The sequence below is a fragment of the Mesorhizobium sp. M0701 genome (assembly GCF_040320365.1).
Lineage (GTDB): Bacteria > Pseudomonadota > Alphaproteobacteria > Rhizobiales > Rhizobiaceae > Mesorhizobium.
Genome location: NZ_JAMYPO010000026.1, coordinates 1 through 24,323 on the forward strand (window position 1 = coordinate 1; position 24,323 = coordinate 24,323).

The window sequence follows — 24,323 nt, forward strand, 5'->3', positions numbered from 1 at the left end:
CCGACAATATCGGCTTCGGACTCAAGGTCCGGCACGGGCCGTCACGCCCGTCGGCGAAGGAAATCCGCCGCCGCGCCTCGGAACTTCTCAACCTCGTCCAGCTTTCCGGTCTGGAAAAACGCTATCCGGCGCAGCTTTCGGGCGGCCAGCGCCAGCGCGTGGCGCTGGCCCGCGCCATGGCGATCGAACCGGCCGTGCTTTTGCTCGACGAGCCGTTCGGCGCGCTCGATGCCCAGGTGCGCCGCGAACTGCGCCGCTGGCTGCGCGACATCCACGACGCCACCGGCCATACCACGGTCTTTGTCACCCATGACCAGGAAGAGGCGCTGGAGCTTGCCGATCGCGTCGTGGTGATAAGCCAGGGCCGCATCGAGCAGGTCGGCACCGCCGACGAAATCTACGACACTCCGAACTCGCCCTTCGTTTATGGCTTTATCGGCGAATCGAGCTCGATCCCGGTCAAGGTCGAGGACGGCCAGGTCTGGATCGCCGACCGCCCGATCGGGCTCTCCGCGCCGCACGCACCGCAAGGCGAAGCGACATTGTTCTTTCGCCCGCACGATGTCGAACTGGTGGACGAATGCAACGGCTGCATCGCCGGCACGGTCGCCGCCAGCCGCCGCGTCGCCGGCACCAGGCGGGTCGAGCTCGAAATCGGCGGCGAACGCCAGCGGGTCGAGATCGAATTGCCCGTCGACCATCCGGCGGCGCAGAAAACTCGAGTGGCTTTTAGGCCGCGGCGCTGGAAGCTTTTTCCGGCTGGTTGATTACGAGGCGATTACCAACTTGTGCACAACAAGACGTTTCGGCCCGCTCTTTCAACGCGCCTTAGCGAGAGCGCAAGGGTCATCGGATTTTTCGGGGAAGCCGCAAAGCCGTAGTGCTCGTAGAAGGCTTTCGCTTCGTCCGATATGGCATGAACAAGAAGGCCGCGAATCCCGAGGTCGTCGCGGCGTAACGCGTGCGCAGAACGGTGTCTTGCAACAGCGCGGCGCCTAACCCGTGCCTTGCCAGCTTGTGTCCACGCTGCTCGAATGTCGCGCGGTATACGTCGAGCAGCCTGATGGAGCAGGTCTGCACGGCCTTGCCGTTCAAGATGGCTTTGGTGGACCGCGATCACGTTCCCGGCGGAAACTCGCTGTCGGTTGTCTCCCATCCTTTGATGGGCATCCACGTCATCGACCGGAGCAAGCGCTGCGTCAGCGGATAGTGGTGTCGATCCACGCGTCTTCGCCACAGCGGCGCCAGGAGCCACCATTCCCGGCGCTTCTCCAATACTGACCTTCGCGCGCTACGGCTTGACGCGATTCGGAGCTGACCTTCAAAGATATAGCGAATTAAAGAAAACAGCGGTATTTTGACCGATTGAAATCTCCTTGGGGTGCTCATGGCTCTAGATGTCATTGGTGCAGGCATGGGTCGCACTGGCACATATTCGCTGAAGCTCGCGTTGGAGCATCTTGGGTTCGGGCCGTGTCATCACATGGCAGATGTCCACGCCAATCCCGAGCAGAAGGCGCTGTGGCGCGCCGCCGGCCAGGGACAACTCCCGACCTGGGATGCGGCATATGCCGGCTATCTTTCCGCGGTCGATTGGCCAACGGCGCATTTTTGGCGCCAAGTGAGTGACCACTACCCTCATGCAAAGGTTATCCTGACAGTTCGTGACCCGGAAGCCTGGTATGACAGCATGGCGCAAACAATAGGGCTCACGATGGATGCTGCTACCAATGATCCACAGTCCTTTGGTGTGGCGGTGGTTGGAAACGCTGTCTTTGGCGGTCGATTTGATAACCGTGATCACGCAATCGCTGTCTATGAAGCACATAACGCTTCCGTGAAATCAACGCTGCCGCCTGAACGCCTTCTCACGTATCAAGTCTCCGAAGGATGGGAGCCGCTTTGTGCCTTTCTCGATGTACAGTTGCCTTCCGAACCGTTTCCACGCACCAATTCGACTGCCGAATTTCGTGCTCGCATAGGGCGCTGAACGGCGGTTTTCCACCCCCGGCCGGACCTTCCCGAGCCTCATCAGGCAATCTGATCTATGAACGCGCCAACCGACCACATGCGCCAGTAGCAGTCATCCGATCGGACGAATCGAATGACCGCTTTGGCTAGTTCGGTTCGAAGCCTTAGGCTTCAAAGAGATGCGCTTAAACATCTTGGATTCGAACGCGCAGCAGTTTTGCCGAATTCAGGAACACCAGGACATCTGGCCCCAAGTGCAAAATCGCTGCCTGGATAGGACCGATCCAGCCCATCAGCGCTGCGGTAATGCCCAAAACATGCACAACACCAACGCCGACGAAGATATTCTCCTGAATTGTCCGGTAAGCGCGTCGCGCAATCGCGCGGGCGCTGACAATTCTTGCCAGGTCATCCTTCATCAATGCGATGTCGGCGGCTTCCAGCGCTGCCTGCGTGCCGCCGCCCCCCATCGCAATGCCGACATCGGCGCGTGCCAGCGCCGGCGCGTCGTTGATCCCGTCGCCGACCATCGCCACGCGATGGCCCTGCTTTTGCAATTCGGCGATGGCGGCGACCTTGTCCTGCGGCATCAGATTGGCACGCACTTCATCCACGCCGAGCTCGTTGGCGATGGTCCGCGCTGTGGCCTCATTGTCACCCGTCACCATCACCATGCGCTTGACCCCGGTTGCACGGAGCTTTGCCAGCGCTTCGCGCGCACCTGGTCGCAATGTGTCGGCAATAAAAATCACGCCAGCGAATTTCCCATCGACCGCGACGTGAACCGGCGTCTGTCCGCCCTTTTCGATCGCATCGGAAAGCGGCACGCCGGCCTCGCGCAACAACAATGCATTCCCGACCAGCACGGTGCGTCCGGAGACCGTCGCCTTCACACCGCGCGCCTGCAACTGCTCGTACTGCTCCGGTTCCGGGACATCGATTTTCATCCGGGCGGCATAGTTGACGACCGCTTTCGCCAAGGGGTGAGCGGAGCGCCGATCGGCGGCGGCGGCAAGGCTGATCAGATCAGCTTCCGAAAGCGTGCCGTCCTGCATCTCCACGCCGACAACCTCGGGCTTGTTCGCCGTCAGGGTGCCTGTCTTGTCGAACACCAGGACGTCGACCTTGGCCAAAGACTCCAGATAGACGCCCCCCTTGACCAGAATTCCACTGCGTGCGGCTCGCGCAATGGCTGCGATAATCACCAGAGGAGTCGCCAATCCGAGTTCGGCAGGTGATGTGAAAATCAGCAGAGTGACGATCATCCGAACGTCGCGGGTATAAAGATAAACCGCAACGAGGAAGATCAGCACGACCGGGATCAGCCATGACGCGACCTTATCCGCCAGTTTCTGGACGGGTGCCTTTTCCGCTTCGGCATTCTCGACCAGACTGATGATGCGGGCAAAGGTGGTGTCGGCACCAACCTTCTCGGTCTCGATGTCGAGGGCGCCGGATTCGACGATGGTTCCGGCAAAGACATCGGCGCCATCGCTCTTGTCCTTGGGAATGCTCTCTCCTGTGATCGATGCTTCGTTGACCGAAGCCGCTCCACCGACGACGGTGCCGTCGACCGGGATCTTCTCGCCGGCCCGCACCAAGACAACGTCGCCCGCGCGCAAATTCTCGATCGGGACCATGCGTTCGCCACCTGCGTCCCGCACAAGCGCCACCTGCGGCACTGAGCCGATCAGGTCTTTGATCGAGGCTCGCGCTCGTTCCATATTCAGATCGGCGATGAACTCCGCGATCAAAATGATCACCATGAGGACCGCGCCGGCGACGGTCTCGCCTCCGCTCAGCGCCACCACCGTGGCAATGGTGACGAATATTTCGGTACCGATCTTGCGCTCTTTTACGAGATCAACGGCGCCGGTTTTGACAAGCGGATACAAGCCGATGGCAACCGCCACCCACAAGGCTTGTATTGGAATGAGCTGCTGCCAATACAGCAACGCCATCAAGCCGGTAAAAATGATGCGCGCGACTTCGGTCCAGCGTTCGCGCGTCATCAACACTCGCCAACCCGATGGAACCGTCTTAGGCGCCGGCTCAACGCTTTCGGTGGCTGCTGTCTCGGATTTCATGATTGGCTCGCTATCTCGGATTGCGGTCTTGAGTTGAAGCATGAGCGCATCAGGCCCCCGCGGCGGATAGTCCTGTCCAGCCATGGTATCCGACATAGAGGCCAACGGCGATGAGAAATAGCGCGCCCAGCGCGCGCGACGGTCGGCGGCCCCTACCGTGACGAGAGTAATCCCGAAGCTTGGCGATCCTGTCCCACATGCATGCCTCACGTCCACACCCGGAGGGATTGCTCCAGCCTGTCGGCGATCTGTATGACGACATAGGCGATCACCATGTAGATCACGACGGCAATCACAAAGGCTTCGAGGTAGTAGAAGTTCAGCGCGGCGATCAGTTGGGACTGCGCGAAGATATCGACGACCTCGATGGCGAATCCGAGTGAAAGCGCCTTCATGATGACCATCATCGAGGTGGTCAGCTCGGGAATTGCCGTGAGGGCCACCTGGGGAAATAGGACCCGTCGGAACAGTTGGCTGCTTGTGTAACCCAGCGAGTAGGGGGTCGGAACAAGAACCGTTCCCAGCGACACGCTAACGTCGAACGGAGCATGAACGTCATGCGGCGTGGCGTAACCGAGCCGGAAGTCTGAGCGAACGGAATCCTTCAGGCATCTGATGTTCTGCATCCCAGGTGTAGATGCCGGTCAGGTTGATGTGCTCCCAACTCAGCCGCGATACGTGCTTGAGCAGATGATCCGGAATCTCGCGATGCGTTTTGCGTAAGTAGGTAAGGGCCCGTTCGATATAGACCGCATTCCTACGATCGCACTGACGACGAGGTTGAGGCCGGAGGCGCGGAACGCCTGGCTTTCGAAGGACCGGTCACGGATTTCACCACGCTCGTGGAAGAAAACGGCGCGCTTCAGCTTATGCGCAGCCTCACCCTTGTTGAGGCCGGCCTGGCAACGCCGCCGAACTTGAGTACCATTCGATCATGAACAGCGATCGCTCGACCCGGCCGAGTCCCGTAGCGCTCGTGCGAGTTGGCTTTCCTTCGGAGATGCGGATAGTTTCTTCAGGATCGTGGCCGGCACTACGGATCGCGTGGTGATCGACGCCGCCAGATGGAGGAGATCATCCCAGTGCTCGAGGATCAGGGTGGTGTTGATCGGCGCCCCGATGTGGTTCGACAGCGCCGGGTATGCATCGCCTTTCTCGAACGTGTGGAACTTCCGGTCCTTGAGGTTGCGCAGTCGCGGCGCGAAGCGTTTGCCTATGAGGGCGAACAGACCGAAGATGTGATCACTCGCGCCACCCCTATCGGTAAAGTGTTCCTGGATGTCGAGGACCGTGTCCTGATCGAATAGCCCATCGAGCACATAAGCAGCCTCACTTTCGGTCGGACTGATGGGCAGAATGCTAAAGTAGCCGTACTGATCGGAAAGGTGGCTGTAGAACTTTGAGCCGGGTTCGCTGCCGTAATGCAGATTGATGTCGCCGCGCTTTGCGGCTCGGTCGCTCGCGCGGAAGAATTGGCCGTCAGATGATGACGTCGTGCCATTGCCCCAAAGGCGAGAATGCGGATGGCGGGTGTGGGCGTCCGTCACGCAGGCCTGCGCCGCGCGGTAGGTCTCCGACCGTGCATGGAAGGTTCTCATCCAACTGATCTGGTGAGCGCTGATGCCTTTGGACGCGCTGGCCATCCGTTTCGGACCAAGGTTGGTCGCATCCGCCAGTACGCCGGCCAGCATGGCCGAGACATCTCTTGGGACGTCGCCGGTGCGAACATGCGTGAAGCTATCCGCAAAGCCGGTCCATTCATGCACTTCCCTCAACAGGTCGGGAACCTCGATACCATTGGATGCGGCGTCCATCCCTGGATGGCAATCCCGGCACAACACCCAGCGGGGATTGCGAACCTCCACTGTGCCGAACACCGTTTGAATTCGACGCGTCGTATAGTCCTTGACCGGCCGAAAATTGTGGCAATCCGGACAGACCCGTCGAAACAGGGTGTAGGTTTTCGCCTCCTAGGTCGCGACCACTGTTTGCAGGGCGGCCATGATCTTCTTGCCATCTTTGATCGACAGGTCAAGGTCTCCGCCACGCGGACGCTCATCGCTTTTGTCGATCCGGACCTCGTTTCGACATCGCCGAATTCGTTCCTGCTCTCGATCGTGATCGTCCATTCCACCGCCATCGCCGCCGCCTTAAACAAAGTAACGGTGATGGCCCAGTCGGCGCTAACAAATCGTGGCCGCGCTCACCCCAGAGAAGTTACCGGTCCCAATGCCTCGATGCCCTCGAGCGCTTCATCCACCGAGTTACTGCGCAAGAACGTTGCTGATCTCGACCAGGTTCGAGCGCACGCGCAACATGTAGAAGCCAATTGTCGTTAGGTGATTCGGCAACAGCCAGCCATCCTCGCGGCCATTGGCGATGATGAAGGGCTGGATGCGCAGCGCCGAGACGAACTGCGAGTCCATCGTGTCCCACAGGCTCTGCAGGTGCTTTTCGTTGATCACGTCCTCGAAATCGGCCTCGGCGCCTTTCATCAGCCCGTAATAGGCATAGAGCTGGCCATAGGCGAACCAGAAGCGATCGTCGGCGCGGAAATCGAACCAGCCATTGTTGTAGTGCTCAGCGCGCTCCTTGAGGATCGCCGAGGTCGAACCGATGTCGGACGAGATGCGGTCGATATACTGCTTGAGATTGTCAGCGCGGGCATCGAACACCGTCTGGCAGGTTTCCAGCCGGGCGTTGAAGGCGCGCAGCTTGCGCACCGCGTCGCGATAGTAGCTCGGCGTCGGCGTCTTCGGCCCGAACGGGTTCAGGCCGAAATACCAGGTTTCCTCATCGAACTGCAGATTGCCGCGCGCGTCCTGCAGGTCGGCGTCGATCTGCGAGGTGGTGCGCACGCGGCCGAGATTGTCGGCAAGCTCGGTCGCCGTGCGCCGCACCGCCTGGTTGATGCCGCGCTGGAACGACGCCTTGTTGTCCATGAACGGCGTGTGGTCCCAGTCGATGCCGAACAGGCCGAGCTTGTAGAGGATCATCGACGACACCCAGGCATTCTGGTTGACGTTGAAGTCGGTCAGGTCGGCCGCCAACTGGGCGATCGCCGAATTGCCACAGGTCCTGGCGGCGTCGGTGCTGGCACCGGCGGCGACCTGCTCGCCGGCCGACAGGTTGCGCTTCTCGAATATATAGGTGTCGGGATAGTTCGGGTTGAAATTGTTCCACCACTGGGTGGCGTAGAAGAAATTGGCGTAGAGGCCGATCAGCATCAGCAGCGCCAGGCCGACCACTGCCTTCAGGATCCAGCCGCGCTGCGTATACCAACGCCCGGCCCACACGAACGGCCACAGGATGACGCCGATGGCTAAGCCGATGCCGCGGCCGATCCACTGGAAAATCCGGGTGAAGAAATTCACGATCGGATCAAGCATGGCGATGTCACCCCCTCAGTCAGTCAAGCCGTAGAGGCGCATGCCAAACGCCACCTTGTCTTTCAAATATGTGATTTTCAGAACGTCGCGCTGGGTAAGCCATTCTCAGTTTGGAGCCGCATGGTAATCGACACACGATACCTCGCTTGGCCATCTTGCACGCGACCGGCAATTCCGGCGCGCTTTATGAGTTCGCTTGAGTGCACTGTTTGCTTCCATCTGATGTCGATAGATGTTCGCCAAATGCAAGCGGAATTGGTCTCATGACAGCCAGCTTTTCCGGCATAAATCTGTCCTGCCATCCGACGCAGGTTCGCGAGTGTCCGGCCACCAACCACGATCATTTCGTGCCATCGGTGAGAAGCGCCTTGAGTTCTTCGAGCCTGTCGTTGATGAGCCAGCCGTAATAGTTCTCGACGGGCAGGGTGCGGCCGGTCTTGTCGGTCACGGCTTGCCTCAACTCACGTGCACGTCTGCGCGGCTGGCCAACATTGTAGAGCGTGGCGGTGATTCCGGGATTACCGGATATATCGAACCCCTGTTCCCGATAGGCATCGATCGAATCCCGGATGATCGCGGCGATGTAAACAAGACTGCGATCAGGATCCATGACGTCGCGATAGATCGCCTGCGGGCGATCGGGCGACAATCGGGGAAGCTTGCTGACCCGGCTGACCATGTCTGTGACCTGCAGGGCTGCAAGCGGGCTTATCTGTCCCAGGCCGAAGGTCTGCCCCGCATAGAAGGGTTGGAAGAAGGCCCGCTGGAACGTGATGGGTTCGTAGTCGACGCCATCGACCTTGCGACCCCGGAATGTCTCTTCCCAGACCTGGTCACGGCAGCTCCAAATCAGCGCGCTGCTTTCGAGAGAAGCGCAGGATGCGAATTCGGGCCGCTGGACGAATGACTGGACCGGAGTGCCCCTGTAGCTGAAGGAGAACTTCAGATCGGCATAGGCGAGCGCCTTGACGTAATAGGTCTGAACCGAGTCGACCACGCTGATATTGTAGGTGTGCTCTCCGACGAGAGCCGCGACGATGTGGATCGGATCGATGCCATAGGCGAGCGCCGCCTTCCTGATCTTGCCGACGAGCTTGCGGTCGTCCCGTATCAAGGCGGTTATGGCCCGATACTTCTCCTCGTACGTCGTGTTGAATGCCTTGGAACGAAGCGCGGACGCTCTTGGGATCACCGGTTGCTCGGCAAGACGATTGCCCGTCGGGACGACTGTGACAGTCTGCGCCACGGCTGGGGCCGTTCCGACACAAGGTGCAACGATCGTCACCGTCATCAAAAAGGGCTGCAGCTTGGCTGTTGGCATGAGGCTCCGTTGGCAGCCTCCGGCTCCGTGAAGGGATGCAGGGTGTGCCGTCATATGGTCATGGCAGTGTGCTTTCGAGCCTATAACAGAGAGGCGGAGGTTTTGCGAGCCGGCAAGGTGTTCGGATGCAAGGACGCTGGAAAAAATGTTCGGCATCGCGTTACCTAAGCGCGCCGACGAGAAGATTGTCTTCGCTTAAGATGGAAACCCACCGTCTCGTGTTGTATTCCGCTTGGCGCTTCAGGTAGTGATAGTTCGTCTCGTACCAGGGACGAACCCTATTGGTCAGATTATCGAGAATGAAATCGCCCTTGTCGGTTCGAACCGCCAATACAGCGTGCCCTTCGCCATCGGACTTGCGCACTGCCGTCAAGAGCAGACTGGAGACGCGAAGGCCTTTCGCATCAGCGTTCGCCGATTTTCCAGTGCATAATCCTCGCAATCACCCAGATTATCGTCAGGATAGGACCAATATTCTGGAACTCCATTGTGTTCCATGTCGCTCACTGGCTTGACGCGGTGGTTTACGGATACGTTGACGCCTACGAGCGATCGCAAAAGTCATCGGTCATGCTCGGCGAATGCAGGGCAGCTCACATTCATGCGAACAAACGGACGGACAACGCAGCGATCGGTCATTACGAATACTGTCGGAACTATCGCGATGATTGCTCGATCGTCACGCGCGACCCGAAGCCCGTCGAACTGACCCGCTCCTTGTGTGAGACGCTGATCGAAATCAACAACAGGGCCAACACGACGATCATGGCCATGACGGACATAGATACCCGGTGTCGATGAGAAATGGGAGTATCCCTATAAGGGATTTGGCGACTGCGACGACATCGTGCTGGAAAAACGTCGCGAACTGATGAGACAGGGCGTGCCCCCGCAAAACCTTTTGGATAACGGTGGTCAGGCAGTCGAGCGGCGAGGGGCACGCGATGCTGAGCGTCAACACGACCGCCGGTGACTTCATTCTCGACAATCTGGAGCCGAAGGTCCTGCTGTGGTCGGACACCGGATATCCCTACCTGAAGCGCCAGTCGCGATCCAACTCCGGCCATTGGGAAGCGATCGAATCCCAACAGAACATTCTCGTCAGCGGCACGAAATAATCTCAGGACGCTGACAGGAGACCGGCGCCAAGAAGCAGAAATATCGAGGCGCCGAGCCCGATCCGATAATAGACGAAGGGTATGTAGCTGCGCGTCGAGACTAGCTTCAGAAAACCCACGATCGCGACATAGCCGACCGCGAAGGACAGCAGGGTGGCCAGCGCGGTCGGACCGGCGCCGACCGGACTGTCTGCCCCCAACTCGCATAGAGCTGGAAGAAGCCTGAGGCGAGCACGGCAAGTATCGCCAGCAGGAACGAATACCTGGCGGCGGCCTCTCGCGTGTAAGCCATCAGCAGTCCGGCGCTTATAGTGTCTCCCGATCGCGAAACGCCCGGGATGAGGGCCATCGCCTGGGCGGCGCCGAACAGAAGGCCGTCCCGCCAGCCCAGATCGCGCAAAGCCTTGCGCTTGGCGCCCAGCCGGTCGGCGGCCGCGAGAACCAGCGCGAAGACGATCAACATGGTTGCCGTGAGATAGAGGTTGCGGGCCGGACCTTCGATCAGGTTCTTCAGCAATAGTCCTAGGATGCCGATCGGCAGGGTCCCTATGATCACCAGCCATCCCATGCGGGCATCCGGGTCCAGCCGTTCACGGCGGCCGGCCAGGGAACGCAGCCATGTGGCGATGATGCAGATGATGTCATGGCGGAAATAGATCAGGGCCGCGATCTCGGTCCCGATCTGCGTAATGGCGGTAAATGCGGCGCCGGGATCGCCGGCCGGTGGCAGGAATTCACCAACGATCCGCAAATGCGCGCTTGAGGAGATCGGAAGAAATTCCGTCAGTCCTTGAACCACTCCTAGGATCGCCGCCTCGCTCCACCCGATTTCAGCCAATTGCACTTCCTTTGCGTGGTGCGCAGCTCGTCTCGGGCTGTCGCTTCATCGGATCGTCGAAGAGCCGACGTTAGCCGGTGCGGGCCTGCAGATAGGAGAGCATGAGGAACTGTGGGGCGGTCACGCAGCTTTGCTGCGCTGATCGGGTCTTGGATTGTCGTTTGCCATGCCCGGATACCATTCCGCGAAGACTGCTTTGAGACTTCCGTCGAGTGTCCGGGTGCGGCCATTGCTTCGCCCGTTGCCTCGTGGGCGCTCAACGCGAGGTGCAGTCGTGATCCAAAAGGCGCTCGGCCGCTGAGCTTTCCCAATTGGTCAGGATGTAAAATCCCGGTCTTGCGCCGGCGAGTTCGGCGCCAACGACGACGACATTTACGTGATGCATGGCGCCCCGGGCCTGCGGCAGGCCGGAAGCGATGATGCCGACTACGTTGGTCGTTTCCAAATCCGGCTTGTCGACTGCCTTGATCCAATAGCGTTTCCCCATCAGAGCCAAAGGGAGAAGCTGCCACGGACCTTCCACCTTCGGCCCCTTCAGGACAAGTTTCTTTTCCACCGACACCGCAACGCAATCGATATGGATGTGGAACTGATCCTGGGATCGCTCAGTCCTGGAATTCACAGCCATGGCGATGGCCGTTCGTGGAAGGTGACGTCCGAGGCTCGCCGAGACCTTGCTTCGTGCTTTCCATGCCCGATTCCAGAGTTGGGAACTGCCCTGCCAACGGACAGACGGGCTTTCAAGGCCGGCAACAGCCGTAAGTGGCGTCAACAGAAACTCGGTCCGGTATCGGGGTGATTTAATGAGAGCTGATCCAGGCACGCCCTGCCTGGGCAGGATCACTTCCTCGCAGGGGAAAGCGCTGCCAAGATGCGCTGCGGCAAGAGCGCAGGTCTGCACAACCTGCCAGAGCGCGTTGCGATGCGCTGAAGCGGAGCCGACGTCGGTGACCGCCGCAGTCAGCAACGCGATTGTCAAACAGAGCACGGCTGCAGCACGGCAGTGGTGGAACAATGGTAACCTGTGAAGGGATTTTACAGCGAGGGGAATGCCCGAGATGAGGTTTTGAGTCCCGGCGCGCAGTCGGCGAAACCGAAACGGTGAAGGTGGAGCGGCTGGGAGCCTCGCGATGGTTCCGATGGGCGACTGCTCTTCTGCCCGATCACTGGTTTGATGACGTTTCGGCATTAAACCTCGCATCCTTGGCCGTGACCGATGTCAGTTCAGATTCTGCGCCCCGCTCAGCGGCCGGATCGAGATTGCTGTCCTTCCCTACTATGGCCTTGTCAGCGCTTCGCGGCACGTCCTCCATCGCATTCTGAAGCATCGAGCGGGTTTCCTGCAGGTCGAGTTCCTTCTCGGCTTGACGTACGGCGTCGTCAAACTGCTTTCGAAAATCGCCCGCAATCCGATTGAATGTCTTCATCATTGCCCCCGCCGATCGCATGACTTTTGGAAGCTCCTCCGGGCCGAAAACAACCAGCGCCACCACGAAGATAACCAACAGGTGGGTCATGCCAAGTCCGAACATCGGTACGTCCTCTCGCGCAATCGCCGGCAGCGACAACCTCTCCGCTGGTTTGTGGCGACCGATCCGGTTGAATGCCTCGACCTACGGCGCCAAATCCAACCATCATAGCCTCTCGCCTGAGCCATTCCAGTATGCGGCCGCGGGAATGTCGTTCATACTTCGAGCCATGTGGCACCACTCGTCAACCCGAATATCAGGCGCACGTCTGGTAGGGATATTCGCAACCGTGCTCGCAGCAAGCGGACTCCTCGCTGGAGCCGATGGCACAAGGCCCAGAATATTTGAAGCAGGCGCCTACTCCTTTTCCGACGAACTCGGCGGATTCCGGATCATTGCCGCTTCGGGAGCCGGAACAAGGGCCGATCCCGTCGTGATCACCGAGGAACTCGAGTCGGCAAGCCCGGTAACCCTCACCATACGCGCCATCCGGCCGGTTCAGCCATTCGGTGCCTCCGGCAACTATGCCACCGGGTTCATTTCCCTAAGGATCGTTGCCCTCAACAACAGCGGTCACGCCTGGGTCGAATTCGAGTTCGAGTTGCAGGAGATTCTCAACCAGCCAAGCGATTCCAGCGACGGGCTTTCGTTCGACCAGGCGCGCCGCGAAACGGATGCAATTCGGTCCGATAGTTTCGCCGAATTCAGTCGTGAATTCGAACCTTATGACCATCTTCTGTTCCGGAAAGGCGAGGTCGATCCGCTGAGCACGGTTTCGTTCTCATTCCTGGTGACTGATTTCACGCCGACTGCGCGGCTCTATCTCGTTCAGGACCCGCGCATTCCCTCAACCTGAACGTGTCGCGCATCATCGCGGCCGTCGGTTCGAACAACGCTGCTCGTCATGCATGCCGGCAGTTTGGCAGGTGTCGTTGGGCGCGGCATGCCGATGGATTTGCTGGTCATTTTGGTCGCTTGGCCGTGCCTTTGATTCGGGCCACAAAATACGGACAACAGGGCAAAACCCGACGCGAACGACGATTGAGGATCGTGAGCGCCCGCGGTACGAGTTCTCCGCCGAGTTACTTGTGAAGCGTTCACACTAGCGACAGTTCCGGATCGTGCTATGATCTTGCGCATGAGGACGATCCCGGCCTCTTACATTCTGGTTTTCGCGGCGCTCGCTGCAACGCCCGCGCGGGCCGAATGCCAGTGCCTCGCCAACGGCCACATTTTCCATCACGGCGAAATCGCTTGTCTGCAATTGCCGTCAGGTCCTGAACTCGCGCAGTGCGACATGGTTCTCAACATTTCGTCATGGAAAAAAATTCAGGATGGATGCCCCGAGGCGACGGCGCCGTTTGGCTTGCCTGTCAAAGGGGACGAGCAGAAACCAGGCGAAGGCGGAGATAAAGCCAACGATTTGGCTTTATCAACAGCAAACGCCCGGAGCTAAAGCGAAGCGCAGTTTGCGCGCATCCAACAGTGCGACGCAAGCCCAACGCATACCCTAGCGGTGTTCCAACACCGCTAGGAACCAGCCCTATGGATGAGCTTCCTGTTGAGATTCTGCTTTCCTGTCAGTCCTTCTTGTTCCGGTAGCTTTCAATGGCTTTGCCAACCATGTCGATGGCGACGTTGGCGCCACCAAAGCCGTTCAGCTCAACGGCCTTGCGGCCTTCAGGTAGCTGCTTGTAAACTCGAAAGAATGCCTCGATGCGCTGTCGTTCGATGGCCGGAAGATCATCGATGGTCTTGACCCCGTCATATTGCGGATCGATATCCGTAGCCGGCACAGCGATGATCTTGTCATCCGCTTCGCCGCCGTCGACCATGTTGAGCACGCCGATGGCGCGGACTTTGATCAGAGCACCGGGCACAACGGGTTCCCGGGTGAAGACAAGCGCATCCAACGGGTCGCCGTCGCCGCCCAACGAACTGGTAACGGAACCATAGTTGGCCGGATAGACGACCGGCATGGACTGATATCGATCGACGACGACATGGCCTGTCTCGGCATCGATCTCATATTTGGTGATGCTTCCCGCCGGAATCTCGATAACCGTGTAAAATTCGCTGGTGTCTTTCGGCTGCGGAAAATCGAAAGCTGTGACGAATTCGGCGAAAGCGGGCTGCGTGCCCAGCAGGGCCGCAAGCGCCATGACAGTCGGCAAAGCGCGCATGGTTGTCTCCAGAGGTTGGACGGGCAGGGCGCCCTGCATCCGCCTAGCCACCGTATGTGACGGCAGCATTACAGGGTTCCGTTATTGAAATTGGATGACCGTATTTGCACCGATCCTGCGGCGAGCAGAAATGGGCCGAGATAGAGCGCTGACGAGTGATGAGCGTCTATGGGCGTTTGCGTTTATGGGCGTTTAAGAGACGGTGGCCGCTTCAAATGTGCTATTTCAGGCGAGCCCATTTCCGGCAAGGGGATAGCTTGCGTCGTAACTCCTGCCAATCGGGCACGCTACACCCACAACACGCCGTTCGGCGAGAGCTGCCACGTAGACGCCTCGCGGCTCAGTGCGACGTTGTGTGGCAATCATCAAAAAGCAAGTGAAACTCCAACTTCAGTTGAAGTCCTTCGGAGACTACGCCACCTTGACCTTGAATCATTGCCAGGGTTCGAAATTCGTGAACGAAGAGACAACAACACCACGTCCGCTATACTCCACTGAAAGGGCTGCTTCATGTCGGGAATGTCGCGCAGGGGATTCTTGCTGGGCGGCACGGCAGCAGTAGCTGTCGGCGCTGCAGGCGGGCTGATTGCCGGCAGGGCCGTAGCAGCCGATCTGACCTTGCGGGTTTCAGCGATCAGTCGGTCGATTTTGCCCGGCACCGTCACCAAAGGGATGATGAGTTTCGGTGCGGGCGGGCCGCCGCCCACTCTGCGTTTATTGCGAGGTAGGCCGTTTTCCATAGACGTGGTCAATGATCTCGATGAAGCGACGAGTGTGCACTGGCATGGATTGCGCATCGCCAATGCCATGGACGGCGTGCCTTATCTCACCCAGCGTCCCATCGCGGCGGGCGAAAGCTTCCGTTACACTCTGACACCGCCGGATGCCGGCACCTATTGGTATCATCCGCATTGCAACACGCTCGATCAGATGGCCCGCGGTCTGACAGGCATGCTTGTTGTCGAAGATGACGAAGATGCCGGTTTCGACCAGGATTTGCCGCTCAATATACGCGACTTCCGTCTCGGCGAAGACGGCCAGTTCATCGAATTGTTCAAGGCACGCAACGCTGCGCGCGGCGGCACGCTGGGTACGGTCTCGACGGTAAATTGGGAAGTCACCCCGATTTACGATCTGCCAGCGGGCAGCCTTGTGCGCCTGCGTTTGGCAGTCACGGATGTCACCCGTATCGGCACTTATGACCTCGATGGCGGAACGGCCAAAGTGATCGCTCTTGATGCCAACCCGCTGCCGCAGCCTGTTGCGCCTCGGGGCATTGTCATCGCGCCCGGCCAGCGCGCCGATGTCGCCCTCCGCGTGCCTGATGGCGAAGACGAGATCGTCAGCCTGAATCTCAGAACAGCCAAGGGACCTCGCGTTCTCGTCCGATTCCGGCCTATCGGCGCCAGCGCGGGGCGGACGCTTGGCGAACTCAAGCCGCTGCGGCCGAATCGCGTACCGGAGCCGGATCTTGCCGATCCCGAGACAATGGACTTCGTCTTTGGCTGGTCGCCCAATGGTGATGCGCCGGCGCCGGGTGTTTGCGGCACGCTCGGCTACACCTTCTGGTCGATCAACCGCGTCGCCTGGCGAGGGGACGCGCCGGGGCCAGTTGATCCGCTCGCGGCTCTAAAACGAGGCAAAAGCTATGTTCTGCGCCTTCGCAACGAAACGCCGAACGATCATCCGATCCATTTGCACGGTATGTCTTTCCGTCTGCTACGCTCCGACAAGCGCAAAATTGCGTCGCTTGTAACAGATACGGCCCTTCTTAAATCGCAAGAAGTGATGGAAGTGGCGTTGGTCGCTGACAATCCGGGTAATTGGGCATTCCATTGCCACGTCATTGAACATCAGAAGAGCGGCCTGACCGGTTATTTGCGTGTGGAATGACCCGGTCCTCATCCAGGGTTGCGTTGCCGAGGGCGTGAGAGGGTCGAAATTGGGCGAGGCGGAGCGTCCGAGTTCTCGCCGCACTAATGGCGCTACTGCTCACGGGCGCCGGAGCGGCCGGCGACGGGTGCTGATCTGTGCATCTGATCGAGCCTCTGCTGAGTGGCCTCCCGGGCTCGCTCGCCAACGCCGGTTCCCATGCCACCGCGGTCGCGATTGCGTTGGTCATCATCACGGCGCTGTAGCTCATGCTGGGCGATCTGGCGCCCGCTCCGGATCGTGCTATGATTTCGCATGAGGACGTTCCATGCCTCTTGCATCCTGGTTTTCGTGGCGCTTGTTGCAACGCCCGCGCGGGCAGAATGTCAGTGCCTCGCCAACGGCCGGACGTTCCATCACAAGTGAATTCGCCTGTCTGCAATTGCCGTCTGGACCGGAACTCGCGCAATGCGACATGGTTCTCAACATTTCGTCATGGAAAAAAATTCAGAGCGGCTGCCCGGAGGCGACAGCACCATTGAGTGTGCTCGTCGAAGGGGGCGAGCAGCAATCAGGCGAAGCCGGACACAAAGCCTTAACAACGACGAACACTCCGACCTAAGACGAAGAGCAGGCTGCGCATCAGCCACAGAGATCTCTTTCGGCAAGGCGTCAACTTTGGGGTGAACTGTTACACTACCGTCACTTGATTGCGCTGACCAGCGGGTTGTCGCCATCGAGGGAGACCCAGCGCCCCGTGTCGGTGCCGGTTTGCCTCTTCAGGAAGCGGTAGCCGGTCTGGTCCCAGCGGCGCACCGTGTCGGTGAGGTTGTCGAGGATGAAGTCGCCCGTGTCGGTACGAACAGTCAGCACTGCATGACCCTCGCCGTCGGGCTTGCGAACAACCGTCATCAGCAGATCCGACACAGGAATGCCGCGGTTTATCAGACGGCGACGCTTTTCCAGCGCATAGTCTTCGCAATCGCCGAAACCACTGTCCGGATAAGCCCAGAATTCGTCCTGTCCGTACTGGTCGAGATCGCTCATCGGCTTGACGTTGTTGTTGACCGTCAGGTTAACGCTCGTAATCTGCCGCCAGAGTTTTCCGGTCATGTGCTCCGGACCATTGTCGCGTGAGCGGATCTCACATTCGGCCCGATGGGATTTGCAGAAATCGTAGTGACCGATCGGCTGCGAGGTAAAGCCACCGATCGGCATCGACTGTGAAGCCGTCGCCGCCGACCACGTGGACATTATCGCAATGATTGCAACGACCGCACCGCCGCCCAACCGTGCGCACAACCGCACTCGTGAGGAACTCATCCGACCCGCCCAACCACCTTTGTTAAGAATGAGTTAAGGTCGATCCCGTGGGTTCTGTCAATCAGAGCGGGAGGAAGATCCTTCTGAATGGTTACTTGCGCCGTGTGCGTTGCTCGGCCGCTACACGTCTGCACGATTTCGGTTTCCTGCGCGGCAGGTCTTTGCCAGAGGGACCGATATGGTGAGATGTCAACCGTCGGTCACGCTTGGTGCGAATTGGAAAGTGATGAATGAGCCTCGATGAGGTCACGCAAGCGACGATCGCGTTTATCCGGACGCATGAAGCATGGGGTGTTCCGCTGGTGCTCGTGCTGGCCTTTGGGGAATCGCTGGCGTTCATCTCTCTGTTGTTGCCTGCAACCGTGATCCTGATCGGTGTCGGTTTTCTCATCGGCGAAAGCGGTATCGCATTCTGGCCCCTGTGGCTTGCCGCCGCCATTGGGGCGGCATTGGGGGACTGGCTGTCCTTCTGGATCGGCACGCGGTTGGGAAACGGGGTTTCGCACTATTGGCCCCTGTCACGTTATCCAAACCTCATTCCGCGCGGTCACCTGTTCTTCGAGCGATGGGGGGTGGCCGGGGTGTTCTTTGGGCGCTTCTTCGGTCCTTTGCGCGCATCCGTGCCATTGGCGGCGGGCATCTGTAAGATGCCCGCCTTGACGTTTCAGATTGCCAACATCACCTCAGCCTTCGTCTGGGCCACAGGTATTCTGGCTCCCGGCGCCTTCGGCCTCAAATGGCTGCAGGCGTGGATTTGATGGGCACCAAAGGCGGACCGTCATTGTCTGCCTCTGGCAAGGGCAGGAATCAATCGTAGGCGGCGCGAACGGGTATGCTCCCCAGTTCAGTTCGAGTTCGAATTTCGAAGGCGAAACAATCCGCAACTCAAGAGAATTAGGCACGGTTTCGTCTTGAACTCGTAGCTGGTTCCTTTGATGCCGCTGGCGCAACCGTAGGAGCCAACTTGCCGCCGCTACTCGAGGCCAGATTTGCAGATTTCTAGTGCGACAAAAGGACAGGCAGGCGCAGATCGCCCAGAACGCCCTTGGTTGCGCCACCCACGACAAAATCTCTCATCCGGGAATGGCCGTACGCACCCATGACAAGCAGATCGGCGCCCATGCCGACAGCGCGCTCCTGAAGCGTAACGCCAATGGGGCGATCTTCCGTATCGATTGAGACTCCCTCAGCGGGAAGGCCACGCATTCTCAGGCTTAAAGCAAGGCTTTCGCCAATATCGCGCAGCGGCTTTTCGATTGTCACCGTCAGTACGGTTATCTTTGCCGCACATTGCAGAAACTCATACGCGTCGGCAACGGCCCGGGCCGCAACGCGACTCCCATCCCAAGCGATGATAACATGATCGATTGCACCAACATTTGCGCTTTCCGGCAGAATTATGGTCGGTCGGCCCGAACCAAACAGAACCGCGTCAACGGTCATGCGCGCAGTCTGGTTATTTGGCTCCAACCCAATCAAAGCAAAATCGAAATAGCGTGACTTCACTGCCGCAACATCGCTGACAGATGCCGGCTGAACAGCAATCTCCTCGGTTGTCAGGGACGATCCGACACGTGCCGCTTCAGCTTTCAATGCCTCCAGCAAATCGAGCCCGTGCTTGCGGCTGGTCGCTTCTGTCTCCCGGATCATTTCGGGAAGGTTGATCAAGTATCTCGACACCGGGTTGGAAATACCCGGGATATCGACATTGATCGTTAATGCGTGAAGCGCCGCGCCAATGTGCTTGACCACCGCGATTGCGTTTAAGGCGATTTTGGTGGAATTCGCTTCCGGATACGTCACCAGAGGAAGTAAGGCAATCTTATTCATCAAACCTCAGCTCCATGATTTCGGCCGCTGTCGAGCGACCAATGGCCCAACGCGTGTTACACACCTCAAGCCTCCTAGTTCAGCCCGCCAAAATACTCAGACGACCGAGGTTCGCTATCGCCTACCTCGATATTCCAAGGCGATCTTGCGCCGCATCGATTCCGTCCTGAACGGTCGTGGCTATAATGGCAGGCATCGATGACGAGAAATGTCAACAAAGATTAGCCCGTTTGTTGCCATGAGCGCAGTGGCGCCCGCAAGCATTGTTTTGACAGTAGCGGCAGCCGAGGATGTGGCGGAAACTCCGCTGTTCACGATCCGCGCCGGGGACCATCGGGGTTTGACATCTGGAGATCCGCGTTCTGCGATCATCCTTCCTGAATCCGGATACCGGCCAAACCTGGATGCCTAGCGAAGCTGTAACGCAGCCTGCCGCAACCGACGCGCCAGTGTTGTGCTCCCTACATTATGTCCGGCAGGCTCCAAGCAGACACAAGAGCGGGAGGGGTTGAAGCTGTCGATCGCGCGCTTTCGATCCTCGGGTGCTTCACAGAGCGCGACGAAGGTTTAAGCTTGGCCGAGATTTCTTCTAGACCAGGCCTCTACAAAAGCACGATCCTTCGGTTAACGGAATCCCTTGTCCGGAGTGGCTACATTGTTCGCATGGCGGACAAGCGCTTTGCTGCCGGCCCTACGCCGATGATATTGGGCTCATTCTACCGTCGTCGTTTTAAGATGGAGGCCTTCGTTCGGCCTCTCCTTTTGAGCCTTGTTGAACGGGCGAATGAAAGCGCATCGTTTTTTCGAAAGGAGGGAAATCGCAGCATTTGCCTGTTTCGTGCAGACTGTCGCCATTTGATCCGGGATCAAATCCGAGAGGGCGATGTGCTTTCGCTTGACCATCATGCAGCTGGCCAAGTGCTTGCTCGGTTTAGTCTCGCTAAGCCTAGAATGCGAATAGCTCTTATGGCGAAGATTCCGTTTGTATCGCTCGGGGAGGGAGATTCTGAAACAGCGACGATGGCCGTACCGGTTTTTTCAGGCAGCGAGGGCTTGGCCGGAGCGCTGGCTGTTTCTGGACCGCTGACCAGATTTACACCGGAAAAGCTGGTCAACATGAGACCGCTTTTGCTGGAATTTGACGAACGCCTATGGACATCCCTTGCGAGTAGCCAATATTTACAAGCGCGCTCATAGAATGGTCGTCACTAGAGCGTGTGTGCCCAAGGGCACGGGAGCAGCAGTTGGGGCGGATTGTGGCCTTCTTGCCTTTGGAAGCGGTTAAGCGTGATGACAAGCGAGGCTCCAAATCGGCTACTCTGCTCGATTCATGGCAAGCGGCCCCGCCAAACATGATTGGAATCGACATCGGGCGCTTGAGGACATGACTGCCAGTGAGCGTCCGAGCAACAACGCGCACAATCAAAGCGATAGTGGCGATCTGATCCGCCGGGCGGTGGCTGCTTTCAATTCCGGTAATCACGACCAAGCGATGCATCTGTGCGCATTGGGCCTGGGGCAGCACCCGGGCGATCCAGCGCTTTGCCATCTTCTGGCGGCGTTCCTGTTCGCAAGGGCAGACATGCCGGGGGCTCGTGCGCGCGCATCGAAGCGAGCCTTGCCGTTCGCCCGGACAATGTGCCTGCCTTGATTCTGGCATGCAGGATTGCCCGGGCCGAAGGCAGGTTTGAAGCGGCGTTGCAACAGCTGGATCGCGCAGCCAAGCTATCATTGCAGGCGGAAATCCTCATCGAGCGAGCACGTACCCTTGATCAGGCAGGCGACGCCCCGGCCGCGCGCGAATGCTGGACACTTGTCTTGCAGCGGGATCCGAAATCCTAGGAGGCAGCGGCGCGCCTCGGGCGCCTTGCCTGGCAACGCGGTGCGCCTGCCGAAGCGGAGGGCTTCCTCGAACGCGCTGTCGCCGGCGGTGGGCATCCGGCTGCGTGGTTTGACCTCGGGCTGGTGCGTCAGGACATGCGCAAGTTCGGCAGCGCCGCTCAAGCCTATCGGCGGGTGCTGAAGATGAGCCCGGACGCCCCGGAAGCTGCCGTCAATCTGGGTGTCGTCCTGCAGGAAGTCGGCGACCTCGACGGGGCCATGGCTGCGTATTCGATTGCCTACAGTCTGCGCCCATCCACGTTCGGCGTCATCGCCATGGCACTCACATCGGCGTCCAGCGGCCGGCTATGGCTTGATGAGGAAGCGCTGCGTCGCTCACTCGCTGGTGGAGCGTCCCCGCCTGGCGCGAAACCGCTTGCGGTACACACCGGGCGTTGACAGGACATCGGCGACCGTCTGCGCATACGATGCCTGCCGCTTTTCATCGAACACCTCGTATTCCAGCTGCGGCTCAACCCGTGGAACCGCAAAGCACTGCGCGACCGGGGTTCCTTTCCTGAGCAAGCCAGAAAACTCGGGCTCAGTCCAGACCGCCGGGAAATTAATGCCTCCATCGTTGAACCGGTCGGAATCCACCAGGCCCGTCACCAGCCTGAAGGGCAGATCGTCGCGATTGACCGGATGCGTCGCGAACAGCGACCAGCCGTCCTCGACCTGTATGGTCCAGAAGCTGTTGAATTTGAGGGCGGCTTGACCGGGAGTGGCAAACGGGCTGCCTGCGAGTTGCCCCGGCGTGTGGAAGCTCAAAGGCGCTCGGGGGTGGTTCCCGGTGACCGGGTCCGGAATCTGCCAGTCCTAGGAAAAGGTCCCTTTGTCGGCGATGACGTCGCACGGCAGGAGGATCATGAAGCCATAGGTCATCGCATCGATAACGGGCGGGCACTGCTTGAGCGTGCGAATGTCGCGGCCGTGGATCGCCGAAAAGGAAGTAGCGGGCATTGTGCGCAGCCAATCCGGCAACGCGCCGCGCGCGAGGATCGGGCGTGGCAAATGCTCGACCAACATTGGATCACATCGGAAAATGACACGCATCGTCGCCTCCCGGCATTGCGATACCACGATTGCCGATCACACTCCAAGCGGCGATAAGGCAAGGGCAATGCTCCGTTGACACTTTGGACAAGTTGGCGAGTTTTTTTAATACAGGCGAAACCCATCCGTCCGGTAGCCCAAGCCGTTCCAAAGGCCATCAGGGAAGGGAGCCACGCAGGCAACCAACTGTCGCGTCATCATGACTAACGGCAGAATCACCACCACGACTGCCGGGTTTGCGGGATAAAGGAAGGGCCCCGCCGAGCAACCACGCAAAAATGAAAATGACGACGCCTGTCTTGCAGGAATCCGGGCATTCTTACTCCGATGTTTCTTGCCGCCCCGTGGGAGAGTTCCTTCGTGCGAGCAGTTTGTCGATCCGCCGGCCATCCATGTCCACGATCTCGAAGTGCCAGCCGCCATAATCAAAATGTTCCCCGATCTCAGGCAGATGCCCTAGTCGAAACAGGGCAAATCCTGCGATCGTATGGAAGTCGCCTTCAGTTGGCCGTGCTCGAAAACCAAGGCGATCGAACGCGTCCTGGGCCGACATCATACCATCCACGAGAAGGGAGCCGTCTTCACGCTCGACGATATCCGGCTCTTCGCCTTCGATGTTGGGCAGGTCGCCGGCGATGGCTTCGAGCAAATCGGTCTGGGTAACAATTCCTTCCAGACTTCCGTACTCGTCGAGGACCATTGCTATGCGGACGGGCGCCTTCCTGAACTGCTCCAGCACTTTGAAAATCGGCGTTGATTCATGAACGACGAGCGGCTCACGGATGATCGCCATCGGATCGAGAACCTGCCCGTCAAGAACCTGGTCGAGCATGTCCTTCTTCAGAACCATGCCGAGCAGTTCATCGATACCGCCCTTGCCGACAAGGAGCTGCTCATGGCGGCAATCGCGGATCGTACGAAGAATCTCGGTTCGGTCATCATTCACGTCGATCCAGTCGATATCCGGCCGAGGCGTCATGATGTCACTGATGCGGCGCTCGCCGATATTGAAGACCCGCTCGACCATCTCCCGCTGCGCCTGCTGCAACAGCCCGCCTTCCTGACTGGCCGAGATCAGAAGCTTCAGCTCGTCTGGCGAGTGCAATGAATCCTCACCGGTTCCCGGGCGCAGGCCGCAGAGTCGCAGAACGAGGTTGCCGAGACCATTCAGCATTAGAATCGCCGGCCTGAGCAGAAAGAGGAACAGACCGAGCGGACGCACGACCCAGAGCGCAGTGTCTTCGCTGCGCTGGAGCGCCAGACTCTTTGGTGCGAGCTCGCCAAGCACGATGTGAAGCGCGGTGATGATGATGAAAGCGATCGCGACGGCGACAGTGTGTGAGCCCGCAGTCGCCAACGACCCGAGCAGCCCGATCAAGAGAGGCTCGACGAGATGCGCGAGAGCAGGTTCGCCGATCCAGCCGAGCGCGAGCGATGAAATGGTGATGCCGAGCTGGGTCGCCGCCAGATTGGCATCGAGATTGTCGACGGCCCGCTGGAGCGCTGCCGCGTTCAGCCGCCCAGCCGCAGCGAGTTCGGCAACTCGGCTTCGGCGCACGGCGACCAGGGAAAACTCGGCGGCGACAAAGAAGCCGTTTGCGGCCACGAGTAGGAGAACCGATAAGATACCAAGAATGTCGCTCAAACTGCCATCGCCTGTCGGCATGATATCCTCTTAATGACGCAATTGGATACGTCTCTGAAGCGCAAATGATGGCATTGCGCAATCGCTATCAGCATCACGATCGCCAGAAGCATAATCCCCTGATGGCGATGGTGGTGCATCTACTAGCGACTGATCACGGTGCGGTCGAATACGTTGAATGCGGCAAAGTGCGTGGTCCAGCCGTGGCTTGCAGCGCGGGTCATGTACCGACGCGCCGCGTTCTTGGCGTGGATGCGCAGATCACATGAAGGCAGACGCCATCACGCAGCCCGTCGATAAAGCTCAAATGATTGGATAGCTTGAACTGCTGACGGTAACAGGG

At 59.1% G+C, this 24,323-nt stretch carries 29 protein-coding genes and 5 pseudogenes; 16 read left to right on the plus strand and 18 right to left on the minus strand.

Annotated elements, in window-relative coordinates; translation table 11 throughout:
- The 3 genes from NKI24_RS22330 to NKI24_RS22345 form a co-directional block, all read left to right on the plus strand.
- On the plus strand, window positions 1-767 hold a 767-nt coding region (locus tag NKI24_RS22330; protein WP_352748333.1), incomplete at its 5' end, for a sulfate/molybdate ABC transporter ATP-binding protein.
- A 296-nt stretch (window positions 768-1,063) separates the two neighbouring features.
- Window positions 1,064-1,210, plus strand: a complete 147-nt coding sequence (locus tag NKI24_RS22340) for a hypothetical protein (protein ID WP_352453916.1) — start codon at window positions 1,064-1,066, stop codon at window positions 1,208-1,210.
- Between the two features lie 177 nt (window positions 1,211-1,387).
- The gene (locus tag NKI24_RS22345; protein ID WP_352466294.1) at window positions 1,388-1,990 is read left to right on the plus strand and encodes a sulfotransferase family protein; all 603 of its coding nucleotides are present in this window, start codon (window positions 1,388-1,390) and stop codon (window positions 1,988-1,990) included.
- 166 nt (window positions 1,991-2,156) lie between these two features.
- On the opposite strand, the gene NKI24_RS22350 is transcribed toward NKI24_RS22345, so the two are convergent.
- From NKI24_RS22350 to NKI24_RS22385, 8 genes and pseudogenes are all read right to left on the minus strand, one after another.
- Window positions 2,157-3,983 carry a heavy metal translocating P-type ATPase gene (locus tag NKI24_RS22350; RefSeq protein WP_352493448.1) on the minus strand — a complete coding sequence of 609 codons (1,827 nt, stop codon included), beginning with the start codon at window positions 3,981-3,983 and terminating at the stop codon, window positions 2,157-2,159.
- Window positions 3,984-4,264: 281 nt separating this feature from the next.
- Window positions 4,265-4,555, minus strand: a pseudogene (locus NKI24_RS22355) (ABC transporter permease subunit); the annotation flags it as partial.
- Between the two features lie 58 nt (window positions 4,556-4,613).
- Window positions 4,614-4,802, minus strand: a complete 189-nt coding sequence (locus NKI24_RS22360; protein ID WP_352452069.1) for a Tn3 family transposase — start codon at window positions 4,800-4,802, stop codon at window positions 4,614-4,616.
- Window positions 4,724-5,872 (minus strand): annotated as a pseudogene (locus NKI24_RS22365) (Tn3 family transposase). Before NKI24_RS22365 ends, NKI24_RS22360 begins: the two are co-directional and overlap by 79 nt.
- Before the next feature lie 156 nt (window positions 5,873-6,028).
- Entirely contained in the window at window positions 6,029-6,187 is a 159-nt protein-coding gene (locus tag NKI24_RS22370) for a hypothetical protein (RefSeq protein ID WP_352451994.1), read from the minus strand.
- Between the two features lie 135 nt (window positions 6,188-6,322).
- Window positions 6,323-7,447, minus strand: a complete 1,125-nt coding sequence (locus NKI24_RS22375; RefSeq protein WP_352451995.1) for a DUF2333 family protein — start codon at window positions 7,445-7,447, stop codon at window positions 6,323-6,325.
- Between the two features lie 340 nt (window positions 7,448-7,787).
- Entirely contained in the window at window positions 7,788-8,738 is a 951-nt protein-coding gene (locus NKI24_RS22380; RefSeq protein ID WP_502896191.1) for a DUF1402 family protein, read from the minus strand.
- Between the two features lie 190 nt (window positions 8,739-8,928).
- Window positions 8,929-9,266: pseudogene (locus NKI24_RS22385) on the minus strand (transglutaminase-like cysteine peptidase).
- Here NKI24_RS22385 and NKI24_RS22390 point away from each other — a divergent pair.
- The 3 genes from NKI24_RS22390 to NKI24_RS22400 are packed head-to-tail and all read left to right on the plus strand — an operon-like array spanning window position 9,258 to window position 9,886.
- Entirely contained in the window at window positions 9,258-9,569 is a 312-nt protein-coding gene (locus NKI24_RS22390; protein WP_352451997.1) for a transglutaminase-like cysteine peptidase, read from the plus strand. The pseudogene NKI24_RS22385 and the gene NKI24_RS22390 overlap by 9 nt on opposite strands.
- Entirely contained in the window at window positions 9,553-9,741 is a 189-nt protein-coding gene (locus NKI24_RS22395; protein ID WP_352452070.1) for a transglutaminase-like cysteine peptidase, read from the plus strand. The genes NKI24_RS22390 and NKI24_RS22395 overlap by 17 nt, the downstream gene beginning before the upstream one ends.
- The gene (locus NKI24_RS22400; protein WP_352748341.1) at window positions 9,713-9,886 is read left to right on the plus strand and encodes a transglutaminase-like cysteine peptidase; all 174 of its coding nucleotides are present in this window, start codon (window positions 9,713-9,715) and stop codon (window positions 9,884-9,886) included. Before NKI24_RS22395 ends, NKI24_RS22400 begins: the two co-directional genes overlap by 29 nt.
- A 2-nt stretch (window positions 9,887-9,888) precedes the next feature.
- Here NKI24_RS22400 and NKI24_RS22405 read toward each other — a convergent pair.
- The 3 genes and pseudogenes from NKI24_RS22405 to tatB form a co-directional block, all read right to left on the minus strand.
- A pseudogene (locus NKI24_RS22405) lies at window positions 9,889-10,715 on the minus strand (undecaprenyl-diphosphate phosphatase).
- A 265-nt stretch (window positions 10,716-10,980) separates the two neighbouring features.
- Window positions 10,981-11,913 (minus strand): CDP-diacylglycerol diphosphatase, encoded by a 933-nt coding sequence (locus tag NKI24_RS22410; protein WP_352451999.1) that lies wholly within the window; start codon window positions 11,911-11,913, stop codon window positions 10,981-10,983.
- Entirely contained in the window at window positions 11,888-12,256 is a 369-nt protein-coding gene (tatB, locus tag NKI24_RS22415; RefSeq protein WP_023680209.1) for a Sec-independent protein translocase protein TatB, read from the minus strand. Before tatB ends, NKI24_RS22410 begins: the two co-directional genes overlap by 26 nt.
- Window positions 12,257-12,482: 226 nt before the next feature.
- On the opposite strand from tatB, the gene NKI24_RS22420 reads away from it, so the two are divergent.
- Both NKI24_RS22420 and NKI24_RS22425 read left to right on the plus strand, forming a co-directional pair.
- Complete coding sequence (locus NKI24_RS22420) at window positions 12,483-13,049, plus strand: hypothetical protein (RefSeq protein WP_352452000.1); 567 nt, start codon at window positions 12,483-12,485, stop codon at window positions 13,047-13,049.
- A 282-nt stretch (window positions 13,050-13,331) separates the two neighbouring features.
- Window positions 13,332-13,649: a hypothetical protein gene (locus NKI24_RS22425; protein ID WP_352709626.1), complete on the plus strand. Its 318-nt coding sequence runs from the start codon at window positions 13,332-13,334 to the stop codon at window positions 13,647-13,649.
- 124 nt (window positions 13,650-13,773) lie between these two features.
- Here NKI24_RS22425 and NKI24_RS22430 read toward each other — a convergent pair whose 3' ends face one another.
- Window positions 13,774-14,415, minus strand: coding sequence for an inorganic diphosphatase (locus NKI24_RS22430; protein ID WP_352452002.1), 642 nt, complete (start codon window positions 14,413-14,415; stop codon window positions 13,774-13,776).
- A 498-nt stretch (window positions 14,416-14,913) separates the two neighbouring features.
- Here NKI24_RS22430 and NKI24_RS22435 point away from each other — a divergent pair, with 498 nt between their 5' ends.
- A complete protein-coding gene (locus tag NKI24_RS22435) occupies window positions 14,914-16,269 on the plus strand; it encodes a multicopper oxidase family protein (RefSeq protein WP_352536450.1) in 1,356 nt (451 codons plus the stop codon).
- A 307-nt stretch (window positions 16,270-16,576) separates the two neighbouring features.
- Window positions 16,577-16,870: a hypothetical protein gene (locus NKI24_RS22440; protein WP_352748348.1), complete on the plus strand. Its 294-nt coding sequence runs from the start codon at window positions 16,577-16,579 to the stop codon at window positions 16,868-16,870.
- Between the two features lie 80 nt (window positions 16,871-16,950).
- On the opposite strand, the gene NKI24_RS22445 is transcribed toward NKI24_RS22440, so the two are convergent.
- On the minus strand, window positions 16,951-17,571 hold the full coding sequence (locus tag NKI24_RS22445; protein ID WP_352452005.1) for a transglutaminase-like cysteine peptidase: 621 nt from the start codon (window positions 17,569-17,571) through the stop codon (window positions 16,951-16,953).
- 230 nt (window positions 17,572-17,801) lie between these two features.
- On the opposite strand from NKI24_RS22445, the gene NKI24_RS22450 reads away from it, so the two are divergent.
- The gene (locus NKI24_RS22450) at window positions 17,802-18,329 is read left to right on the plus strand and encodes a DedA family protein (protein WP_352452006.1); all 528 of its coding nucleotides are present in this window, start codon (window positions 17,802-17,804) and stop codon (window positions 18,327-18,329) included.
- A 241-nt stretch (window positions 18,330-18,570) separates the two neighbouring features.
- Here the strand turns inward: NKI24_RS22450 and NKI24_RS22455 are convergent, their stop codons facing one another.
- A complete protein-coding gene (locus tag NKI24_RS22455) occupies window positions 18,571-19,401 on the minus strand; it encodes a universal stress protein (protein ID WP_352452007.1) in 831 nt (276 codons plus the stop codon).
- Between the two features lie 468 nt (window positions 19,402-19,869).
- Between NKI24_RS22455 and NKI24_RS22460 the strand changes: the two are divergent.
- The 3 genes and pseudogenes from NKI24_RS22460 to NKI24_RS22470 all read left to right on the plus strand — a co-directional run.
- Window positions 19,870-20,052, plus strand: a pseudogene (locus tag NKI24_RS22460) (helix-turn-helix domain-containing protein); the annotation flags it as partial.
- A 12-nt stretch (window positions 20,053-20,064) separates the two neighbouring features.
- A complete protein-coding gene (locus NKI24_RS22465; RefSeq protein ID WP_352452075.1) occupies window positions 20,065-20,598 on the plus strand; it encodes an IclR family transcriptional regulator in 534 nt (177 codons plus the stop codon).
- 187 nt (window positions 20,599-20,785) lie between these two features.
- Entirely contained in the window at window positions 20,786-21,052 is a 267-nt protein-coding gene (locus tag NKI24_RS22470; RefSeq protein WP_352452008.1) for a hypothetical protein, read from the plus strand.
- Between the two features lie 77 nt (window positions 21,053-21,129).
- Here NKI24_RS22470 and NKI24_RS22475 read toward each other — a convergent pair whose 3' ends face one another.
- Window positions 21,130-21,405, minus strand: coding sequence for a hypothetical protein (locus NKI24_RS22475; RefSeq protein ID WP_352452076.1), 276 nt, complete (start codon window positions 21,403-21,405; stop codon window positions 21,130-21,132).
- On the opposite strand from NKI24_RS22475, the gene NKI24_RS22480 reads away from it, so the two are divergent.
- Window positions 21,379-21,681 carry a tetratricopeptide repeat protein gene (locus NKI24_RS22480; protein ID WP_352452009.1) on the plus strand — a complete coding sequence of 101 codons (303 nt, stop codon included), beginning with the start codon at window positions 21,379-21,381 and terminating at the stop codon, window positions 21,679-21,681. The two genes, NKI24_RS22475 and NKI24_RS22480, sit on opposite strands and share 27 nt — an antisense overlap.
- Here the strand turns inward: NKI24_RS22480 and NKI24_RS22485 are convergent.
- The 3 genes from NKI24_RS22485 to NKI24_RS22495 all read right to left on the minus strand — a co-directional run bounded on the left by NKI24_RS22485 (window position 21,619) and on the right by NKI24_RS22495 (window position 24,001).
- On the minus strand, window positions 21,619-22,050 hold the full coding sequence (locus NKI24_RS22485; RefSeq protein ID WP_352452010.1) for a hypothetical protein: 432 nt from the start codon (window positions 22,048-22,050) through the stop codon (window positions 21,619-21,621). The genes NKI24_RS22480 and NKI24_RS22485 overlap by 63 nt on opposite strands.
- Before the next feature lie 48 nt (window positions 22,051-22,098).
- The gene (locus NKI24_RS22490) at window positions 22,099-22,335 is read right to left on the minus strand and encodes a hypothetical protein (RefSeq protein ID WP_352748355.1); all 237 of its coding nucleotides are present in this window, start codon (window positions 22,333-22,335) and stop codon (window positions 22,099-22,101) included.
- 319 nt (window positions 22,336-22,654) lie between these two features.
- Window positions 22,655-24,001 carry a hemolysin family protein gene (locus tag NKI24_RS22495; protein WP_352452012.1) on the minus strand — a complete coding sequence of 449 codons (1,347 nt, stop codon included), beginning with the start codon at window positions 23,999-24,001 and terminating at the stop codon, window positions 22,655-22,657.
- A 44-nt stretch (window positions 24,002-24,045) separates the two neighbouring features.
- Between NKI24_RS22495 and NKI24_RS22500 the strand changes: the two genes are divergently transcribed.
- On the plus strand, window positions 24,046-24,249 hold the full coding sequence (locus NKI24_RS22500; protein ID WP_352452013.1) for a hypothetical protein: 204 nt from the start codon (window positions 24,046-24,048) through the stop codon (window positions 24,247-24,249).
- Window positions 24,250-24,323: the final 74 nt, after the last annotated feature.

Coding starts and splice junctions, on each gene's coding strand:
- NKI24_RS22425 (WP_352709626.1), top strand. CDS start 13,332: ATGAGGACGATCCCGGCCTCTTACATTCTGGTTTTCGCGGCGCTCGCT.
- tatB (WP_023680209.1), bottom strand. CDS start 12,256: ATGTTCGGACTTGGCATGACCCACCTGTTGGTTATCTTCGTGGTGGCG.
- NKI24_RS22400 (WP_352748341.1), top strand. CDS start 9,713: ATGCTGAGCGTCAACACGACCGCCGGTGACTTCATTCTCGACAATCTG.
- NKI24_RS22455 (WP_352452007.1), bottom strand. CDS start 19,401: ATGAATAAGATTGCCTTACTTCCTCTGGTGACGTATCCGGAAGCGAAT.
- NKI24_RS22490 (WP_352748355.1), bottom strand. CDS start 22,335: ATGCGTGTCATTTTCCGATGTGATCCAATGTTGGTCGAGCATTTGCCA.
- NKI24_RS22410 (WP_352451999.1), bottom strand. CDS start 11,913: ATGCCGAAACGTCATCAAACCAGTGATCGGGCAGAAGAGCAGTCGCCC.
- NKI24_RS22480 (WP_352452009.1), top strand. CDS start 21,379: ATGCGCAAGTTCGGCAGCGCCGCTCAAGCCTATCGGCGGGTGCTGAAG.
- NKI24_RS22345 (WP_352466294.1), top strand. CDS start 1,388: ATGGCTCTAGATGTCATTGGTGCAGGCATGGGTCGCACTGGCACATAT.
- NKI24_RS22430 (WP_352452002.1), bottom strand. CDS start 14,415: ATGCAGGGCGCCCTGCCCGTCCAACCTCTGGAGACAACCATGCGCGCT.
- NKI24_RS22370 (WP_352451994.1), bottom strand. CDS start 6,187: ATGGACGATCACGATCGAGAGCAGGAACGAATTCGGCGATGTCGAAAC.
- NKI24_RS22340 (WP_352453916.1), top strand. CDS start 1,064: ATGGAGCAGGTCTGCACGGCCTTGCCGTTCAAGATGGCTTTGGTGGAC.
- NKI24_RS22350 (WP_352493448.1), bottom strand. CDS start 3,983: ATGACGCGCGAACGCTGGACCGAAGTCGCGCGCATCATTTTTACCGGC.
- NKI24_RS22470 (WP_352452008.1), top strand. CDS start 20,786: ATGACTGCCAGTGAGCGTCCGAGCAACAACGCGCACAATCAAAGCGAT.
- NKI24_RS22465 (WP_352452075.1), top strand. CDS start 20,065: ATGGCGGACAAGCGCTTTGCTGCCGGCCCTACGCCGATGATATTGGGC.
- NKI24_RS22445 (WP_352452005.1), bottom strand. CDS start 17,571: ATGAGTTCCTCACGAGTGCGGTTGTGCGCACGGTTGGGCGGCGGTGCG.
- NKI24_RS22375 (WP_352451995.1), bottom strand. CDS start 7,447: ATGCTTGATCCGATCGTGAATTTCTTCACCCGGATTTTCCAGTGGATC.
- NKI24_RS22450 (WP_352452006.1), top strand. CDS start 17,802: ATGAGCCTCGATGAGGTCACGCAAGCGACGATCGCGTTTATCCGGACG.
- NKI24_RS22380 (WP_502896191.1), bottom strand. CDS start 8,738: ATGACGGTGACGATCGTTGCACCTTGTGTCGGAACGGCCCCAGCCGTG.
- NKI24_RS22440 (WP_352748348.1), top strand. CDS start 16,577: ATGCCTCTTGCATCCTGGTTTTCGTGGCGCTTGTTGCAACGCCCGCGC.
- NKI24_RS22500 (WP_352452013.1), top strand. CDS start 24,046: ATGATGGCATTGCGCAATCGCTATCAGCATCACGATCGCCAGAAGCAT.
- NKI24_RS22495 (WP_352452012.1), bottom strand. CDS start 24,001: ATGCCGACAGGCGATGGCAGTTTGAGCGACATTCTTGGTATCTTATCG.